Genomic DNA, 18,151 nt, shown 5'->3' on the forward strand with positions numbered 1-18,151 from the left:
AAAAACCATAATAATCTCTAAAATCGTTTCCCGCTTTCAGCAGAATTGCTATCTTTGTTTTTATCGCTTAAACCGGAGAATACATGGGGTTAGTTACCGCTAAAGAAGTTGCAAAAGCCATTAAAACTGACAAATACGGAGTCCTAGGCACTTTCTCAGGCTGGTTACTGATGAAAGTCTTGCGAATATCCACACTCAATAAAATTTACAACAGGAACAAACATCTTACCGATTTAGAGTTCCTCAATGCCATATTGGATGAATTTCACATTAAGTTTGAAATTCCTGAAGAAGACTTAAAACGCCTTCCCAAAGAAGGGCCATACATTACCATTTCGAACCATCCGCTGGGAGGAATTGACGGAATTTTACTTTTAAAACTGATGTTGGAAAAAGAGCCAAATTTCAAGATCATCGCCAATTTCTTGTTGCACCGCATCGAGCCGATGAAGCCGTACATTATGCCGGTGAATCCGTTTGAAACTCATAAAGACGCCAAGTCGAGCGTGATCGGACTCAAAGAAACGTTTCGTCATTTGAGCGACGGAAAACCGTTGGGAATGTTCCCGGCAGGAGAAGTATCCACCTATCAAGACGGAAAACTCGTGGTGGACCGTCCTTGGGAAGAAGGTGCCATCAAAGTAATCCGCAAGGCTCAGGTTCCGGTAATTCCGATTTATTTCCACGCGCAGAACAGCAAGTTGTTTTATTTCCTTTCGAAGATGAACGACACGCTGCGTACCGCGAAATTGCCTTCGGAATTATTAACCCAGAAAGACCGCGTGATCAAAGTACGTATCGGAAAACCAATTTCGGTGGCCGAACAGAACGAACACACAACCATTGAAGAGTATTCGGATTTTTTACGCCGAAAAACCTATATGTTGTCCAACGTGTTTGAGGCCGACAACAACAAGCTGTTACAGGCTCCGAGTTTAAAACCGGCCAAAAGCCCGAAACAGATTGCCAAACCGGCCAACCACGAACAGATTTTACAGGAAATTGCCGAACTGCGCAAAGGCAACGAACGTATGCTGCAAAGTAAAAACTATGAAGTTTTCTTTGTAAAGGCCAATAAAATCCCGAATATCCTACACGAGATTGGGCGTTTGCGTGAAATCACTTTCAGAGAAGTAGGTGAAGGCACCAACGAATCACTGGATCTGGACAAGTTCGACAATTACTACTATCATATGTTCCTTTGGGACGAAGACGCACAACTTATTGCCGGAGCGTACCGTATGGGATTAGGAACTGAAATTTTTGCCGACCACGGTATCGATGGCTTTTACCTTCAAGAATTATTCCGATTCGAACCGGAATTGTACGATATGATGAGTAAATCCATTGAAATGGGACGCGCGTTCATTACCAAGGAATACCAGCAAAAACCAATGCCGTTGTTTCTTTTATGGAAGGGAATTGTACACACAACCTTACGTTACCCGGAACACAAGTATTTGATTGGCGGAGTAAGCATCAGTAACCAGTTTTCGGATTTCTCCAAATCACTGATGATTGAGTTCATGAAGTCGCACTATTACGACCCGTATGTGGCGCAATACGTGCATCCTAAATTGGAATACAAAGTAAAACTTAAAGATGCCGATAAAGATTTCGTGTTTAACGAAGCCGAAGCCGATTTGAACAAGTTCGACAAAATTATCGACGAGATCGAACCTTCAAGCTTACGCTTACCGGTCTTGATTAAAAAATACATCAAGCAAAATGCTAAAGTGGTTGCTTTCAACGTAGATCCTTTGTTTAACAATGCTGTGGACGGATTGATGTACATCCGCATTGCCGATTTACCGGAAAGCACCGTGCGCCCAGTTATTGAAGAACTTCAGGCCGAACTGGAACGAAAAGAAAAAAGAATGTCTTAAAAAAAACGAATAAAAAAATCCCGAAGCAGAACTTCGGGATTTTTGTTTTTTTAAAACCAACCGCGTTTTCCCACTTGGTAGGTTTGATAGAAGTCGTTATCCGACATACAAAGGTAGATTACACCTTCAATAATCCCTATCAATGAGGTTACGATTCCGCAGGTAACCAAACTTAATACTAAAGTTATGATCCCTTCGGTCTGATAGCCTAAAAGAAATTTATGAATCCCAAAAGGCCCTAATAATATTGCTAATATACCACAGGAAACTTTCTTGTTATCTTGAGGTGGCTCCGGCGGGCGGTTCCAGTCTTCTCTCGGTCGTGTTACTTCCACTGTTAGTTTGTTTAATAGTTATAGTATCGATTCGTCTTTAGGTTCCCAAAGTTCAATTTTATTTCCTTCCGGATCCAAGATCCAGCCAAAATTCCCATAATCATAGGATTCCATTTCCCCGACAACGGTTACCCCTTCTTCCTTTAAAACTTCCAAAAGAACTGCAAGGTTTTCCACCCTAAAATTCATCATGAATTGTTTTTGACTTGGCTCAAAATACTTGGTATTGGCATCAAAAGGTGACCATTGGGTTAAACAATCATTCCCTTGCTGATCTTTCCATTTAAAAGACCATCCGTATTGATCTACAGGGATTCCTAAATGATTTTTATACCACTCTTTGGTGGCACTTGGATCGTCACACTTGAAGAAAAATCCTCCGATTCCAGTGACGCGTTTCATGTCATTCTTACTCATTTCTTATTTGTATTAAAAAAAACTGTGGTTGCTAAAAGCAATAAAATCCCTTCTATGGTGAAAAAAAACAGGTGATTGAACACTTCCTGCGCGATGTATCCACATAAAGTTCCGAAGATAATAAGGCCAACTGCCAACAGAACGCCCTGCAGTCTTGCAGAATAATTCCCGTTTTTAATCGGTTTGGCCAAAAACAACATCCAGATTCCCGAGAGCAGCATCATGGTGGAAGAATAAATCCAGATCATCTGCATACCTTGGGCGGCGGGTTCTTGAATTTCTCCTTTGTCAATATGCTCCAATACGGCAGGATACCCTAAAAACGCATGGGGAATAAACTGCAAACAGGTAAGCACTCCCACAAAAACAGTTAAATAATAGGCAACCTTATTCATATTTTTGATTTTTGGTTTTTTAAATATAGTAAAATATCGGATGAATTTACAAGGAGTATTAGTACAAAACACAATTTATTTATCTTCGCAATACAACTTTCACAAACTCATAAAATAAACTTGATACGACCAACCCCAAAAATCGTTCAGCTTACCCAAAAGAAACTCGTTGGCAAACGACTCTTCATGTCCTTTGCCAACAACAAAACAGCTGAACTTTGGAGAAGTTTTATGCCAGAACGAAAGCAAATTTTGAATACCCTTACAAACCAGTTGTATTCGTTACAAGACTATCCCTTTAATTTTTTTAGCGAATTTTCACCTGAAACTGTTTTTGAAAAATGGGCCGCCATAGAAGTTACGGACTTTGAAAATTTGCCTCAAGACATGGAGTCTTTACTTCTTCCCGCTGGGTTGTATGCGGTTTTTCAGTACAAAGGAAAGCCGGAGGAAGCGACCGATTTTTTTAATTATATTTTTCAAGAATGGCTTCCCGCTTCTGAATATTTGCTGGATGAGCGACCCCATTTTGAAGTATTGGGAGAAAAGTACCGCAACGACAGTCCGGATTCGGAAGAGGAGGTTTGGATTCCGGTTAGGAATAAGGGTTAAGCTCTACTTACTTCCAAAGACGGTTCAATCTCAAGAGATAATTCTGAATCGACCTTGGAATGATAACACCTTGTCTTGTAGAAACGGAACAGGTGATCGTACACTATCAGTTCGTAATAGCGCTGTCGGGAAGTAAATTGACGGTTAAGCATCATGTGAATATGACTTGAAAGAAAATCGTTTAGCGGAATTTCCAACGAATTCAAAACAGAATCGGCCAAGCATTTAACCTTAATATTGCGCTGCACAATAGGACCGTTAAGTTCCTGAAAACCGATTAATTTCTTATTGTAAAGACATTCTTCCGCCTTAACTTTAATGCTGCGGTAATTTTGATCCAGTTCTTTTTTTAAGGTTTTATCCGCCTGAAATTCTGTTTTGAAAGCCTCTTGTAATTTTTCAAGTAACGATAATTTTTGTGTATCACAAAGCAAAAAAGCATCTAAAAAACCATCAATAGCCACAAAACTGAACAACAACTGCTCCTGGTCTCTGGAAAAAGAAGGCTTAACCATTAAATAATTCATGAACAAATCACTGTCGTAAGAAAAAATCGACTCCGAAGCTTCCATAGTGGCAATTCCATAACGTTCCAGTTCCCTTTGGTAGGTATCAATTTGTACTTTCCAAATTACATCTTCTGACAACAATGCATCAAAAATCAAATGTAACCGCTCAACAACCTGAAAAATACCTGAAGGACTCGCACAATGAAACCGGAGCCGCAAATGTTCATGCGGGTCGCGATAACGGATAAAAAACCATTTATCAATTAACGTCTCCTCTTTAAAGGCATGAATATAGGGTGTTAAATCTTTTAGCAGAGCATCCGCACTTTTTACTCCAAGATAAACCTTAAAATACAGCCATTCGCTTCCAACGCAAAAACTCCGTTTCATCTCTCCTTATGCGGTTTGCTTATAATAGGAAAACACGAATTGATTGGTAAACCCTTGACCCTGAGAATTTTTCACAACAGCATCATCTGAAAACAAAAACTCCTCCAATACAATTTTAGAATACTTTCCTACAGATTTAAGAAGCAGTTCTACAGAGATCAACTGCTCCAAATCCAATAAAAGTGTATTGTCAGAAGGCACCCAATTTACATACCTTGAAACTTGTCTTTCTCGCCTCCAGTTCGAAAAATGCTCTAACAGCGCAACGCCATTCAACATATAAAAGTGCTGTAATTCTTCTTTATCAATTATCCATCTGGCTTTGGCCAAGACCACCTCTTTGTAAACCACTCTTGGAAAAAAACGATGATGGTGTTCCAAAACTCCCCAACTGAAATTATAAATAGGTTTACTGTACTGGAACTGTAAATCGCATAAAAAATGATAGACCGGCAAAACTGTACCGGAGTAGTTGTGTGCCGTAGACAAGCAAGGGTGTACTTCTTTATTGTGCTTTTTAGAGCGTAAGACCACAACATCGTTCCTAACACTTACCATCAAATCGTCTAAGCCAATTACACGATCGGATGTCACACCCGGGTTGCAGAGGTACGGAATTTCAAAAGTTCTTAAAACCGGTCTACGCAAAACATTACAGGTTCGGGCTTCGGGGATATGAACGATTTCCGCAAAAATTACATCGTTTTTATGCGTTTCTTCTGCCACAACAATTGACTGAGTCAGATCATGAATCGCCTTGTTTCCACTACAAAACCTCCCTAAAAGTTTAGCCGCACTCGTGTTTCCGGATGACTCAAGCACAACCGTTTCAACACCCTTATTTTTCACGAGTTCAACCATAACCGAAAAGCTAGCGGGAGTTGCCTCCCAGTCAGAATTAAAGTCTGGAAAATCTTTCTCCGAAAGGTACAGGATTGCTTGGTTTTTATTTTGACACCCTTTTAGCTTTTCTTCCAAGAGATAATCATAAGAAGACCATGCTTGTAAAACCTTTGGTCCACTTTTTTCCTTAAAAGAAAAACGATCCAAAAGCGGATGCGCATCGTTAATTTTAGCCTGCTGCAGGTAGCCTATCCCTGTTTCATTGTCCAATACGATTGCCAATGGCATTTCTCTGGTTTCATAACGCTCCTGAAAAGCTATAACAAAATCCCTCAGGCTTGTTGGGCTGTTTTGGGGACGAATTCCATTTAAAAAACGAAGGGCTTCCAAAGTTTTAACAGAAAAAGAAGCATCGAGTTTATTTTCACGAGTTGAAAGACTTAAATCCGTCTGAAGCAAGTATTTTCGATCAACTGCTACTTCAATTTTTTCAATCAAAGCATCTAATTCTCGATAATTATCAGACGCAGGAATTATATTGTGATCCAGCAGTTCAAGCCTTAATTTCAGTTCATAAAAAACCTGAAGCTCCTCCTTAGGCAGATCTGTTCGGTTAAGAATTGCAAAGAAAGCATCCCACACCTCATTGCCTGTCACCCGAGGATCCAACTCGCTAATTAACAACTGAGTTTCAATTAAATGATTAACATACGCTCTAGCTTCGTTTATTTCCGACTCATTTTCAACAAGATGTTCAATTAACTCATCAATCGTTGCACCATTTTGGGCTTTGTCTAAAAGCTTTTCCAAGGTTGGACTTTTTCTCAGTGCCGAAATTTTATGCTCCCGTTTCAATTTCAAAGAAGTAAATTCAACGTACCTGTAAAAATCGCCTAAAACATAAAGAGAAGTGTTTGGAAAATAGCGTAAACCAGATCTAACCAATTGATTATTGGTCAATTTTTCCAGTAAAAGCATCCAAAAGCACATGTCAAATTGGGAAAACCTAATATACTGGTCCTTTGTTGTTAGCTCAACAGAATTTGTAGTCCCGAAGTTTCCGACAGCGCAGCCAGCAAACAATCCAAAAGGGGTGCATCGGGAAGAACTACGAGCCAAATACTTTAAAAACGTGAGCTCAAGGCTCTTTTGCTTTCCTTTGGTTAAAGCCTTCGGGTTTTCAATGTATTTTTTTAAAAAATGGACTAAATCGGGAGAAGCAATATGGATCGCTTCTTCAAAATAAGGATCCTGAATAATTTCTCGCAATCGCATTTCAGAATAATCCTCTAACAATTCCAAATAAACTGATAACGGGAAGGCGGGCGTTCGTAAAACGTAATTTGAAAACGATTTAATTTGATAACGAGGCATTCTTTTTTCGTTTACTTATTTTTTTAGCAAGCTTCATCGCATTATATACATTCAAAACCTTACCTGATTTAGACAGTTCTGAAAAATGGGCTTTAACTCCTTTTTTTCCCGGTACTAAAACTTCCAAATCATAAGCAGTTCCGGAGTTCATGATAATTTGTTTGACTTCTTTAGCAGATAAATTAGGATAGTACAACCAGATTAAAGCTGCTGTTCCTGAAACCATAGGTGCGGCAAGAGATGTTCCTGAATCGAAAACGTATTTATTACCGGGTGCAGTGGTATAAATTTCTTCTCCGGGAGCAAATAGGTCTACGTTTTGCTTGCCGTAGTTGGAGAAACCGGAAACAAACGTACTATCTAATCTACGAGATGTAGAGCCTACGTTGATGAAGTTTGTACTAATTTCAACACTTTCTCCATCATATCCAATATCATTAGGAAAAAAAGGATTAAAATCAATATTGTAGCTATTATTTCCTGCCGAATGAACAATTAAAACCTCATGCTTTTCTGCGTATTTAATAGCATCCAAAACCAATTCTTTTTCAGCTGAAAAGCCTTTACCAAACGACATATTTATCACTTTTGCACCATTATCAACAGCATAACAAATTGCTTTGGCAATATCTTTATCATGCTCGTCACCTATAGGAGAAATATTTAATGGCATAATTTTTATTTTGACTGAAAAACCTATCGCGCCAATTTTATTAAATCTATTCGAAGAGATAACACCTGCAACTTTAGTACTATGATGTTGTAACTTTATAAAATCATTCACTTTATTATTTCAATAATTAATACTATTTTTTAAATCAAAATTCATGATATCTACCCTTTCATTGTAATCAAAATCTAAACACTTTTTCAAGATAAAATTTTGTTGATCAGCTTTATCAATCAAATAGTCAATTGAATTAATATTCAATTCTTTATTTACCATCATTGAATGAATTAAAGCTGCAAAATCTTTATCACCTGCATCTCTCTTTTCCCAAAAACTTTTTCCATTTCCATAAATTTTATACAAGCTATCTAATTTACTATAAGTGTAATCTTCTTTTGGAAAATAATGTTTAAGAGTATCTTTTGCCAATGGAAAAAGAACAATTCCATACTCTAATGACTTCAAATAATTTTGATAATAGTTTTTCTCTTTTTTAAAAAATGCAATTGCTCTTTTGTATTCTTTAAAATCTTTTGGGCTGTTTAGAGTATCCAATTCAAACTTTTCTTTTGATTTACGAATCAATCTTATATAATCAAAATTACTCCATATTAGATTTTGTCCGTTTTTTCCACCTAAAAAACTCCATCCATTTACATCATCCACATAGCCATTTTGATCATCATCTATCCCGTTGTCCGGAATTTCACCTTTATTTATCCATATTTGACTTTTAAGATCTTCATGATTAATATCTAGCTGACTATCTAATATTGCGACTGTGATATTTTGCTGCGTATTGTTTTTCCCAACATTTTTATCACACCATTTATCCAAAGATATCCCAGGAATCTCATTGTTGTGAATATCTTTATGAAACCATCCGTAGAGATTATCTTTAGGATTTGATGCCGTTATATTATTACTAACTTTACTATTAGCACATTTTACTAAAAAAAGACAAAGAGCAATCCTGAAAAAAAGTTTCATTGAAGAGTTTTATTTGTCTTATCTGTTGTTGTCTTACTTGTAGTATCCTGACCTCCACAATAATTTGTTGATTGATTTACTGTCACTGTTACTGTATCTTGATCACCAGTTCCATCTCCTGCTTTTATTGATTTCAAATTTTTCAACCTTACTACTTCAAATTTTTCTAATTCGAATTTTCGATTTTTACTCTTTTCCATAAACAATTAATTGTGATTTTTTAACGTGGCAAATATATTTTCGTTTTGAAATTTATATCCATAAAAAATATTTGTAATTATTAAAATTCATGAATTTCGTGTTTTTAACACTACTATTCCACTATAAATCAAATAAATAAAAATTAAAAACTATTTTTCTTAATCAATTCTTTAATAAAATAACTTGGCTTAATTCCTGTTTTCTTATTAAAAGCATTAGAAAAAGACTCTGCATTATTAAATCCAAACTCTAGAGCTAGGGCAGAAATCGTATACTTAGTTAACTTATTATCCTGTTGAAGCAACCTAATTGCATTATCAACTCTTAAATCATTAATATATTGGCTAAAAGAAACGCCTTTATGAGTATTAACAATTTTAGAAACATATTTGCTGTTAGTTTCAAATTCTTGAGAAAGCAATTGAATTGTAATATTGGAATTTAAATACCCTTTATCTTTCTCGAATTGGTTGAGTTTCTTTAATATTTGACCTATTATTTCATCTGAAATTCCAATTTCTTCAGTTTTATCTCTAATTACAGATTCAACATTTTTCCCCTCGTTTAAAACTCCAATAAGTTCAATTTCATTTTTATTAATAATTTTTTCAAATCTATTTCTAAAGATTCTTTTTTGATTTTCTTGATAAATGCCGAAACAACTTAAACCAATGGTGAGAAAGATAAGACCTCCAATATAATAAGTCGAAGCTTGCTTGTCTTTTCTTAAATTATCAATAAGATTTTCTTTGTTCTCCACCAAATGTGGGATGTCGTATTCTTTATTAAGAAGCTTATAAAAATGCTTATAATTTCTTTGTAAAACACTGTCAATGCCCATAAGTCTTTGTAGATAATTCAACTGATTTTTACTATCTCCATTCTCTTTATAATAATTGATTAGAAAATTATATCCCCCTAAGAATTCAGGTGTTATATTATTGGTAACTTTATACATTGAGTCAACTTTAATATAATTCTTTAAAGCCATTTTTTTTTGATTCATACCTTCATACGCTTTTCCTAAGTAATAATAGGAGGCCAATGTATTCATCTTATCATCATACTCTTTCATTTTTGGCAAGGCTTTATTTATACTGTCAAGAGCAACCGTAAAATTTTTTCTTAAAACCTGATTGGCTCCTTCATTTAAAACAAACAAATACTTATTCCTTTCGATATCCGTCGCAATTGCTTCCCTATGTCCCCATTCATTATAATAGGTCGCTGAATCTGTTTGTTTAAGTGCTTTGTGCGCATCGGCAATAGCAAATAAAATAGTTTGAAAAAGATTTGAAAACTGATAACCTCTGATATCCTTTTTTATATAAAAAGACAAACATTCACGATACATTATCAATGCTTCTTTTACCTCTCCTAAATCTTCGGACTTTAACACCCCAATAAAAAACTTAACTTTGTGATAATCCTCTTTCTTATTTTTTAAAGCATATTTTTCAGCAATTAAATAATTATTCATTGCTTCTCTAAATTTAAATTGTTTCTTAAGGATGTAAGCCTTTTCACAATATGCAGATATAGGAAAGAAATCATCATTGGTATTGATTGAGTATTTAACTACACTGTCTAAATATTTTATAGCAGTATCTTCTTTATTCATTAAAGAAAACAAATAATAAGCTCTAGCCTTAAAAATCGGATCTGTATCGCTCTTTGCTTTTTTCAAATACATACTCGCATAATACTCTTTTTTTGAAACATTTTTAACGTTATCAAAATAGGCACTCCACAAATCTTGATAGGAATAATTCTTTTTAGGACTTTGCCCTGATAAAAACAAAGGGAAAAGCATTATGTAGAATAATTTTACATATACAAATCGGTTCATTGTTTAATTTTTCACAAAAATAACACATATACAATTTATTTTAACATAAAAAATAAAACTTATCTTACTTTTTTATTGTTTTGGAAATCAACGATATAGATAAAACCTCCCACTCAATTCATGAATATAATGCCGAAATTCATGAATCTAGACTTAACTAATTTGCCTACCCTAATTCTTGTCTCTAGTTTTGTCTCAGAAATCAAAAACAAATTTTCTTTTTGGGTTTCAAAAAAATTGATCAATTATCAGGGATTGCTTCAGCTGTAGTGTAACCCTGAAAAAAAAACAGAGCAAGAAGGGATTGATGAGCTAGTGGTAACCCTAAAAAAACCAAGCAGAAAAACAAATCAACCGTTTTTCAAAAGAACTCTACGGATGCTTTTCTAATTTTTAGAGTTTTGGAATATGTTTTTAGTAGTAATTTAGAAAGGTACTGTTTGTCTGTGGATTCCTCGAACAGTATCAAAATCCACAAAAGCAGCCTTACCACAACTAAGGCTGCTTTAAAATTAATTTATTGAGTTAGTTATAAAGAAAACGATAATGGGGGCTCTTAAGAAGGCCAAAATTCATTTTTGAAACTTAAATGCAGTTATTTTTTATAAAAGCCAGACAGAACAATTATTTACAACACTGGTCGCACTTAAAGTTCCCGATTTATCGTTTAAACTTAACTATACAGTTTAATAATCTTATCCACAATAACCTGAGCCAATCCAACCTTACTCTCTATGGTCCAGCCGGCAATATGTGGTGTAAGCAATACATTTTTTGCATTTAAAAGGTATTCGAAAGCATCCGGCTTCTCCCCTTCAAACAAATGTTCAAAGGATAGTTTTTCATATTCTAAAACATCTAGTCCAGCACCTAAAATCTGTTTTGAATTAAGAGCTGTAACCAAATCAGCCGTAACCACACTGTTGCCTCTCGCGGTATTAATAAACCAGAACGGTTTTGCAAATCCTGAAATAAAATCAGCATTGATCATTTTATCGGTTTGTGGCGTCCATGGAGTGTGAAGGCTTACCACATCCGCTTTTTGCTGAAATTCTAAAAGCGAAACCTGTCTTGCATCATCATTGCCAACCCCATCTAAAATATCGTAACACAAAACCTCAACATCGAAACCACGCAGCTTTTTAGCAAATGATTTCCCCATATTTCCGTAACCGATAATCCCAACGGTTTTGCCGTCCAGTTCGTGGCCGCGGTTGCTTTCCCTGTTCCAATGCCCGGCGCGTACCTCATCGTCGGCTTTGTTTAAGTTGTTCATTAAGGTGAGTAGCATTCCCAAAGTGTGCTCTCCAACGGCATTACGGTTTCCTTCCGGCGCTGCAATAAGCTCAATGCCTTTACTTTGAGCATGTTCACAATCGATGCTCTCCAAACCGGCACCTACACGCGCGATAAACTGTAAATTGGTAGCTTTATCCAAGAAATCCCTATCGATTTTAAAACGACTTCGAATTACAATCCCGTGATACTCCTGAATTTTATCCTCAACCGCATCTTTAGAGGAAGAAAAATCTTCAAAATTCTGAAAACCAGCCCCTTGCAATTGATCCCATAACAGCGGATGGTTGCTGTCCAGATGCAGTATTTTTACGTCTTGTTTTGTCATATTTTAATGGAAAGTGCTTCAAAGTTACCTAATTCAGACAAAAAATAAGTTTCAAATTAAGGTATTTTTAAGACAAGCGTATATATGAATGATTTACTTTTGTCGAAAATTTATACAAATCACCAAAAATGGAAGGTTCCCATAGGAAATACATTTAAACCTGAATAAAGACATTCTTTGCTCTTTATTCCATTAATTACGAAAGAGTAAAGCATGAAAAACTTTTACAAAAATGGTCTTTCAGGGCTAGTGCCTGCTGAAAACCAAAAGGACACTCTCTGGATCGCGGTTGAAAACCCAACTTTAGAAGACCGCAATTTTCTCCTTAACGAATTACAGATTCCCGAATCTTTTTACAACGATATTGAAGACATCGATGAGCGTCCGCGTATTGAAGAAGAAAACGGCTGGAACCTGATCATCATGAGAATCCCTTTCAAAAACAACGATTCCAAGCTACCGTTTACTACCGTTCCGTTGGGAATTGTCTTTAACAAAGATTATTTTGTTTCGCTGTGTTTCCACAAAACGGAACTGCTGGAAGATTTTGTTGCCTACACCCAACGCAAAAGCATCGGTATTAAAAACCAGTACGATTTGGTGCTGAAATTACTTTTATCTTCCAGCATTTGGTACCTGAAATACCTTAAACAGATCAATCAGCGTATCAAACTAGCCGAAGACAACTTGGAAAAATCCATCAAAAATGAAGAGTTACAAGCGCTTTTAGAACTGGAAAAATGTTTGGTGTTCTTCATTACTTCCATTAAAGGGAACGATATTTTATTCCATCGCCTGAAAAACAATAAGACCGAGCGCGAACATTTTGATCCGGATTTGTTAGAAGATGTAGATATCGAACTTAAACAGGCACAGGAAATGTCAAACATTTACAGCAACATCCTCTCCGGGATGATGGACGCGTATGCTTCTGTGATTTCCAACAATTTGAATGTAATTATGAAACGATTAACTTCGATTTCCATTATACTGATGATCCCAACTTTAATTGCAAGTTTGTACGGGATGAATGTTCCCAATGCGCTGGAAAACAATCCGAACGGACTGGCAATCATTATTTTGGTGTCCGGAGTATTGGCTATAATTGGCGCGTTGTTATTTAAAAAGAAGAATCTTTTTTAAAACCCTAAAATCAAACGGGCAATAGTAAAATAGATAAGAATCCCGCAAATATCATTGCTGGTAGTGATAAACGGCCCGGTAGCCAATGCCGGGTCAATGCCGAAGCGGTTAAGCAACAACGGAATAGAAGTCCCAATTAATGAAGCGATGATGATTACGGAAATAAGGGCAGTGGTGACCACAATTCCGATGATAAATTCTACGCCCAGCAGGAAATGACTTCCAACAAACAAGATACTGGCCAGGATAACGCCATTTAACAAACTCAGCGATACTTCTTTCATCAATCGATTAATCAATGAACCGCTTAACGTGTTGTTGGCCAAACCCTGCACAATAATAGCAGAAGATTGCACCCCCACATTCCCTGCCATCGCAGCAATAAGCGGAGTAAAGAAAAATAAATTCCCGTGCTGCAGCATCGCGCCTTCAAAAAGCCCTAATACCCGAACACTGATAAATCCTCCTAAAAGCGCTAAAACCAGCCAAGGCAGACGCGCCCGGGTCAGTTCTAAAATACTGTCGTCCGCCTCAACGTCTTGGGAGATACCGGCCGCTAACTGGTAATCTTTGTCGGCTTCGTCCTTAATTACGTCGATGATGTCGTCGATGGTAATACGCCCTACCAAACGTCCCATTTCATCTACTACCGGAATGGCTTCCAAGTCGTATTTTTGCATGATACGGGCCACCTCAACGTCTTTGGTATCTACTTTTACGAAATCCACTTTTTTGATGTACACCTCGCTAATCGGGGTTTTGGTGGAAGTGGTCAATAAATCTTTTAACGACAAACGTCCTTTTAGACGGTCTTCGTCGTCCACTACGTAAATGGAATGCACACGGGTTACGTGTTCGGCCTGCTGACGCATTTCTTTCACGCAGGTAAGCACGTTCCAGTTTTCGTTTACTTTTACAAGCTCTTTCCCCATCAAACCTCCGGCAGTATCTTCGTCGTAGCGCAACAAATCCACAATGTCTTTGGCGTGCTCCACGTCTTCTAATTCGGAAATTACCTCTTCTTTTTTGGATTGTGGTAATTCGTTGATGATGTCGGCCGCGTCGTCGGTATCCAATTCGTCCAACTCTTCCGCAATTTCTTTAGCAGAAAGGCCACGAAGGATGTTCTCACGGGCTTCTTCATCCAATTCCAGAAGGATTTCAGCCGTCTTTTCGGAGTCAAGGGAGTTAAAAATATAGCGTGCCTGAGCATCATCGAGTTGCTCCATGATCTCGGCAATATCAGCAAAGTGAATGTCCTGCAAAAGCGTTTCCAGCTCCTGCTCTCGGTTTTCACGAATAAGTTGCTCTATCTGAGCAATAAAGTCTTTGCTGATTTTAAACTCCATCGGCAGCTATTTTTTGGGTAAGGGTAATGAATTCTTCTACCGAAAGTTGTTCCGGACGCAGGCCAAAGATACTATCTTCTCGTAAATTATCCGACAAATTAAGGGATTTTAGACTATTACGAAGTGTTTTTCTACGCTGATTAAACGCCGTTTTTACCACATTGAAAAACAACTTCTCATCGCAAGGCAACTTGTAATTCTCTTTTCGGCGCATGCGCATAACCCCCGATTTCACTTTGGGTGGCGGAGTAAAAACGTGTTCCGAAACGGTAAAAAGATATTCGGTATCGTAAAATGCCTGAGTCAAAACCGACAGAATTCCATAGGTTTTGCTTCCTTTTTTCTCGCAAATACGCTCGGCTACTTCTTTTTGGAACATCCCTGAAAACTCCGGAATCTGATCGCGCAATTCCAAAGTTTTAAACACGATTTGCGAAGAAATATTATACGGAAAATTTCCGATGATCGCGTAAGGTTCTTCCCCAAAAACTTCCTTAAGGTTGTATTTCAAGAAGTCTTTAGAGATGATTTTTTCGTGCAGTTTCGAGTAATGTGCGTTAAGGTACTCTACCGACTCCGTATCGATTTCAATCACATAGGTTTCGATGGGCTTCTCCAACAAATATTTGGTTAAAACACCCATACCGGGACCAATTTCCAAAACGCGCTTATAACCTTCTAAGGTTAAGGAATCGGCAATTTTTTGCGCAATGTTCTCATCGTTCAGAAAATGCTGTCCGAGGTGCTTTTTTGCTTTTACTTTATCCATTATCAAAAGGAATTAATGCTCGGAAATCAATTCAAGTTCCGTTCTGAATGCCAACATTTTGTCGCCAAACAAACGGTGTCCTTCCTCGCGCAGTCTTGGCGCGTCTTCATCGTAATAACGCTGTAGGGTTTCTTTACAATCGGTAGTATATTGTACCGAATACGTAACGCCACCCATTTCCTCTTCCACCAAAACCCTTACCATGCGTGCCGAAGTGAATTTTCCGGTCGCCAAAACATCGGCTATGTGTTTGTTCTGCATCCAATCCATCCACTGATCGTGAACGCTTTCGTGTATATTGATCGTAACGTTGTAAATAATCATAATTGTAATTCTTTATTAAATGTTTATTGAAAACTGTGACCGCGATTTATTCCTTTTTAAAGATTCGTATCGCCCCGAAGTTTTCTGAAATTCAGTCGGGCCTCCACAAAATAAATGCTGTCCTGATGGTTGAAAATCACTTTCTCATAAAGCGCTTTGGCTTTTTCATTGTCCTGAAGCTGCTTTCTGTAAATTTCCGCAGAAAAGAATAAAGCCTCATCGGTATAAATGCTTTCTTTGTGTTTGTCGAGTATTTGCTGGTAATAATTTATGGCCTGCTGATAATCGTTTTGTTTCTCGTAAAGCTTCCCGATTTTTAGCAGCGTTTCATCTTCAATGGATTGACCTTTGTGTTGTTCTAAAATTGTTTTGAACTGACTCAATGCCTCGCTGGTTTTATTCTGAAACATCAAAAAATCAGCTCTGGAGAATTTTTTCAAAGCGACTTGCGTGCTGTCTTCCACCGTATTGTCGCTAATCAGTAGAAAAAGTTCCAGCGCATCGTTGGCAATTAATTGAGACGAAGACGATTTCAATACTTTGAACTGCTTTTGCGCCCAATCAAAATCGCCTTTAAAATAGCTCGCTTTGGCCATTTTTAAACTTGCCTGATGCCCGATTTCGTCGTTCTTTAAATCTTCCTCAATCTGACCGTAATAAATAATGGCCTGATTGAATTTTTCGTTCAGCAGTAAAATATCGGCCAATTCGTCTTTTACTTCCGCTTTTTGGTAATTGTTTAAAGGAAGTTCGAGTGCTTTGTCCAAAATTGCTTTGGCTGGGTCAAACTGTTTCAGATTGAACGCGTAAAAATGCGCCGACAAGGTTTGTAAATGCAAGGAATAAGGCGATATTCCGTATTTTTTAAGCAACAAATCCAAACGCTCTTTAATAGCCGGATTTTCTTTTGCGGTTGCCTTTCCGATTTCCATCGACAACAACTGATAATGCGCTTCCATCTGTAATTCCAGATCTTGAGTATTTTCCAGAATGAAGTTCAGGATTTCGGTTGCAGTTGTAGTTTCGTCTTCATCTACCGCCAATTTCGCCAAATTGATAATAGTAAAAAAATTATCCGGACTGCGTTTAAAAATAGCCTTCTCTTGTATAAAGGCCTTGCCGTATTCTTTTTGCTGCACGTAAAACCAACTTAAAAACTGGTTCCAGAAAATATCCTGCGTTTTTTGAGTGCGCGAAAGCAAGGCTTTTTTCAGGTAATTATTGAAGTTCTCCTGCGTATCTTCGGTCATGAAACGGGTCAGCTGGTTTTGTACCAGCGGCAAATTCATCTGATTGGAAAAGGCAAAATCCAGTAGCTTGTCGGTCATCAGTTCCATATTTCCTAACTGTCCCTGCAACAAAGCGAGTTGATAGTCAAAATTGAAGTTTGGATTACCTGCTTTCCCCAATTCATAAGCCTGAATCGCTTTTTCCACTAACACTTTCTGTTCAAAAGCCACAGCAATTCCGTAAACATTATTTGGGTTTTCCTTAATCTTATCAAGCGCGATTTGGTAGTTCTTATCGGCCTTGGTTTGATTTTTTTGCAGTTGATAATTATAACCGAGTTCTACGTAGAGGTTGTCTTGTTTGTACTTGTCGATGCGCGACTGGATCAGTGTTTCGGCTTTTTCGTATTGCTTTAACTGCTGATAACAGGCAACGGCTTTTTGAAATGCCTGATAATTATGAGGTTGTGCTTTAAGTACATCTTCATAAACCACGATGGCTTTGTCGAATTCACCTCGGTCAAAATAATTCTGCGCCAACTGTTCGTTCTGGGAAAAAACGGTTAGGGATAACAGAAAAGTTATGTAGGTGAAGAGGTTTTTCATCGATTTTAAAACAAGTTACAAAATAACGATTATTTTACCATATTGCCCTCAATTTTAAGAGTTATATAAGCTTTTTTAAACGACTTGGGCTAATCTTTATAAACCACAGGACTGCACTGGGCAAAATTTTCCTGAGCCGTAACCCCAAACTTATAGTCACGGATAAATGAATTCAAAAGGCGTTTGAAATTTCTCATTTGTTCTGAAGTGAGATTTTTTTCAGGTTCGTGTTCATTAACGTTAAAATGATAAAGAAAGTAGTCAATCTTACCCTCTTTACTAATGTAAATCCTGTTAAAACAACGGTGTGGTTTTTCCCAGACAAAATCGTTTTTCTTTAAGAAAACTCCAAAATCCTGAAGCAATTTGGTATAGGCAGCTATTAACTGCTCCTGATCTTTTTCTGTTTTAAAAACTGCAAGCTGCTCATCGCTGTGTAAAGCGCTCTTATATTTTTTATCTAAAACATCAGCGGAAAACAAAGTTTTTTTTGCTTCATCAAAAGACATTGCCTTTGGTTGAGCGTAGCAAAAAAAAGAAAAAAGCAATACCAGAAAAACGTAAAATCTTTTCATATCGGTTTATTGTAAAAAAAACACCAATCTACTACGTAAATTGGTGTCTTAAAAGTAGGCT

The 18,151-nt window shown here is 37.2% G+C and carries 18 protein-coding genes; 3 read left to right on the forward strand and 15 right to left on the reverse strand.

Features of this window, described 5'->3' with window-relative positions:
* Positions 1-83: 83 nt before the first annotated feature.
* Positions 84-1,886 carry a GNAT family N-acyltransferase gene (locus LZZ90_RS11925; RefSeq protein ID WP_237790928.1) on the forward strand — a complete coding sequence of 601 codons (1,803 nt, stop codon included), beginning with the start codon at positions 84-86 and terminating at the stop codon, positions 1,884-1,886.
* A 50-nt stretch (positions 1,887-1,936) separates the two neighbouring features.
* On the opposite strand, the gene LZZ90_RS11930 is transcribed toward LZZ90_RS11925, so the two are convergent.
* Genes LZZ90_RS11930 through LZZ90_RS11940 form a run of 3 tightly spaced genes read right to left on the reverse strand, consistent with a single transcriptional unit; the run spans position 1,937 to position 3,033 of the window.
* A complete protein-coding gene (locus LZZ90_RS11930; RefSeq protein WP_237790929.1) occupies positions 1,937-2,221 on the reverse strand; it encodes a TM2 domain-containing protein in 285 nt (94 codons plus the stop codon).
* A gap of 18 nt (positions 2,222-2,239) precedes the next feature.
* A complete protein-coding gene (locus LZZ90_RS11935) occupies positions 2,240-2,638 on the reverse strand; it encodes a VOC family protein (protein ID WP_370640691.1) in 399 nt (132 codons plus the stop codon).
* A complete protein-coding gene (locus LZZ90_RS11940; RefSeq protein ID WP_237790930.1) occupies positions 2,635-3,033 on the reverse strand; it encodes a hypothetical protein in 399 nt (132 codons plus the stop codon). The genes LZZ90_RS11935 and LZZ90_RS11940 overlap by 4 nt, the downstream gene beginning before the upstream one ends.
* A gap of 120 nt (positions 3,034-3,153) precedes the next feature.
* Between LZZ90_RS11940 and LZZ90_RS11945 the strand changes: the two genes are divergently transcribed.
* Positions 3,154-3,645 (forward strand): GyrI-like domain-containing protein, encoded by a 492-nt coding sequence (locus LZZ90_RS11945; RefSeq protein ID WP_237790931.1) that lies wholly within the window; start codon positions 3,154-3,156, stop codon positions 3,643-3,645.
* On the opposite strand, the gene LZZ90_RS11950 is transcribed toward LZZ90_RS11945, so the two are convergent.
* The 7 genes from LZZ90_RS11950 to LZZ90_RS11980 form a co-directional block, all read right to left on the reverse strand.
* A complete protein-coding gene (locus LZZ90_RS11950; protein ID WP_237790932.1) occupies positions 3,642-4,544 on the reverse strand; it encodes a thiopeptide-type bacteriocin biosynthesis protein in 903 nt (300 codons plus the stop codon). The genes LZZ90_RS11945 and LZZ90_RS11950 overlap by 4 nt on opposite strands.
* Before the next feature lie 6 nt (positions 4,545-4,550).
* Positions 4,551-6,761 (reverse strand): lantibiotic dehydratase family protein, encoded by a 2,211-nt coding sequence (locus tag LZZ90_RS11955; RefSeq protein ID WP_237790933.1) that lies wholly within the window; start codon positions 6,759-6,761, stop codon positions 4,551-4,553.
* Positions 6,742-7,545, reverse strand: a complete 804-nt coding sequence (locus LZZ90_RS11960) for a S8 family serine peptidase (protein ID WP_237790934.1) — start codon at positions 7,543-7,545, stop codon at positions 6,742-6,744. Before LZZ90_RS11960 ends, LZZ90_RS11955 begins: the two co-directional genes overlap by 20 nt.
* Before the next feature lie 9 nt (positions 7,546-7,554).
* Positions 7,555-8,421 (reverse strand): S8 family serine peptidase, encoded by an 867-nt coding sequence (locus LZZ90_RS11965; protein WP_237790935.1) that lies wholly within the window; start codon positions 8,419-8,421, stop codon positions 7,555-7,557.
* The gene (locus tag LZZ90_RS11970) at positions 8,418-8,621 is read right to left on the reverse strand and encodes a hypothetical protein (protein WP_237790936.1); all 204 of its coding nucleotides are present in this window, start codon (positions 8,619-8,621) and stop codon (positions 8,418-8,420) included. The genes LZZ90_RS11965 and LZZ90_RS11970 overlap by 4 nt, the downstream gene beginning before the upstream one ends.
* A gap of 143 nt (positions 8,622-8,764) precedes the next feature.
* Entirely contained in the window at positions 8,765-10,471 is a 1,707-nt protein-coding gene (locus LZZ90_RS11975) for an AraC family transcriptional regulator (RefSeq protein ID WP_237790937.1), read from the reverse strand.
* 673 nt (positions 10,472-11,144) lie between these two features.
* Positions 11,145-12,095 carry a 2-hydroxyacid dehydrogenase gene (locus LZZ90_RS11980; protein ID WP_237790938.1) on the reverse strand — a complete coding sequence of 317 codons (951 nt, stop codon included), beginning with the start codon at positions 12,093-12,095 and terminating at the stop codon, positions 11,145-11,147.
* A gap of 213 nt (positions 12,096-12,308) precedes the next feature.
* On the opposite strand from LZZ90_RS11980, the gene LZZ90_RS11985 reads away from it, so the two are divergent.
* Positions 12,309-13,238: a magnesium transporter CorA family protein gene (locus tag LZZ90_RS11985; protein ID WP_237790939.1), complete on the forward strand. Its 930-nt coding sequence runs from the start codon at positions 12,309-12,311 to the stop codon at positions 13,236-13,238.
* Here LZZ90_RS11985 and mgtE read toward each other — a convergent pair.
* From mgtE to LZZ90_RS12010, 5 genes are all read right to left on the reverse strand, one after another.
* Entirely contained in the window at positions 13,235-14,587 is a 1,353-nt protein-coding gene (gene mgtE, locus LZZ90_RS11990; RefSeq protein ID WP_237790940.1) for a magnesium transporter, read from the reverse strand. The two genes, LZZ90_RS11985 and mgtE, sit on opposite strands and share 4 nt — an antisense overlap.
* The gene (gene rsmA / locus LZZ90_RS11995; protein WP_237790941.1) at positions 14,577-15,356 is read right to left on the reverse strand and encodes a 16S rRNA (adenine(1518)-N(6)/adenine(1519)-N(6))-dimethyltransferase RsmA; all 780 of its coding nucleotides are present in this window, start codon (positions 15,354-15,356) and stop codon (positions 14,577-14,579) included. Before rsmA ends, mgtE begins: the two co-directional genes overlap by 11 nt.
* A gap of 12 nt (positions 15,357-15,368) precedes the next feature.
* Positions 15,369-15,680: a DUF4286 family protein gene (locus tag LZZ90_RS12000; protein WP_237790942.1), complete on the reverse strand. Its 312-nt coding sequence runs from the start codon at positions 15,678-15,680 to the stop codon at positions 15,369-15,371.
* 56 nt (positions 15,681-15,736) lie between these two features.
* Positions 15,737-17,515, reverse strand: coding sequence for a tetratricopeptide repeat protein (locus LZZ90_RS12005; protein ID WP_237790943.1), 1,779 nt, complete (start codon positions 17,513-17,515; stop codon positions 15,737-15,739).
* Between the two features lie 89 nt (positions 17,516-17,604).
* Complete coding sequence (locus LZZ90_RS12010) at positions 17,605-18,090, reverse strand: hypothetical protein (RefSeq protein WP_237790944.1); 486 nt, start codon at positions 18,088-18,090, stop codon at positions 17,605-17,607.
* Between the last annotated feature and the right edge of the window lie 61 nt (positions 18,091-18,151).

This window comes from Flavobacterium sp. SM15, assembly GCF_022012335.1.
Classification (GTDB): Bacteria; Bacteroidota; Bacteroidia; order Flavobacteriales; family Flavobacteriaceae; genus Flavobacterium.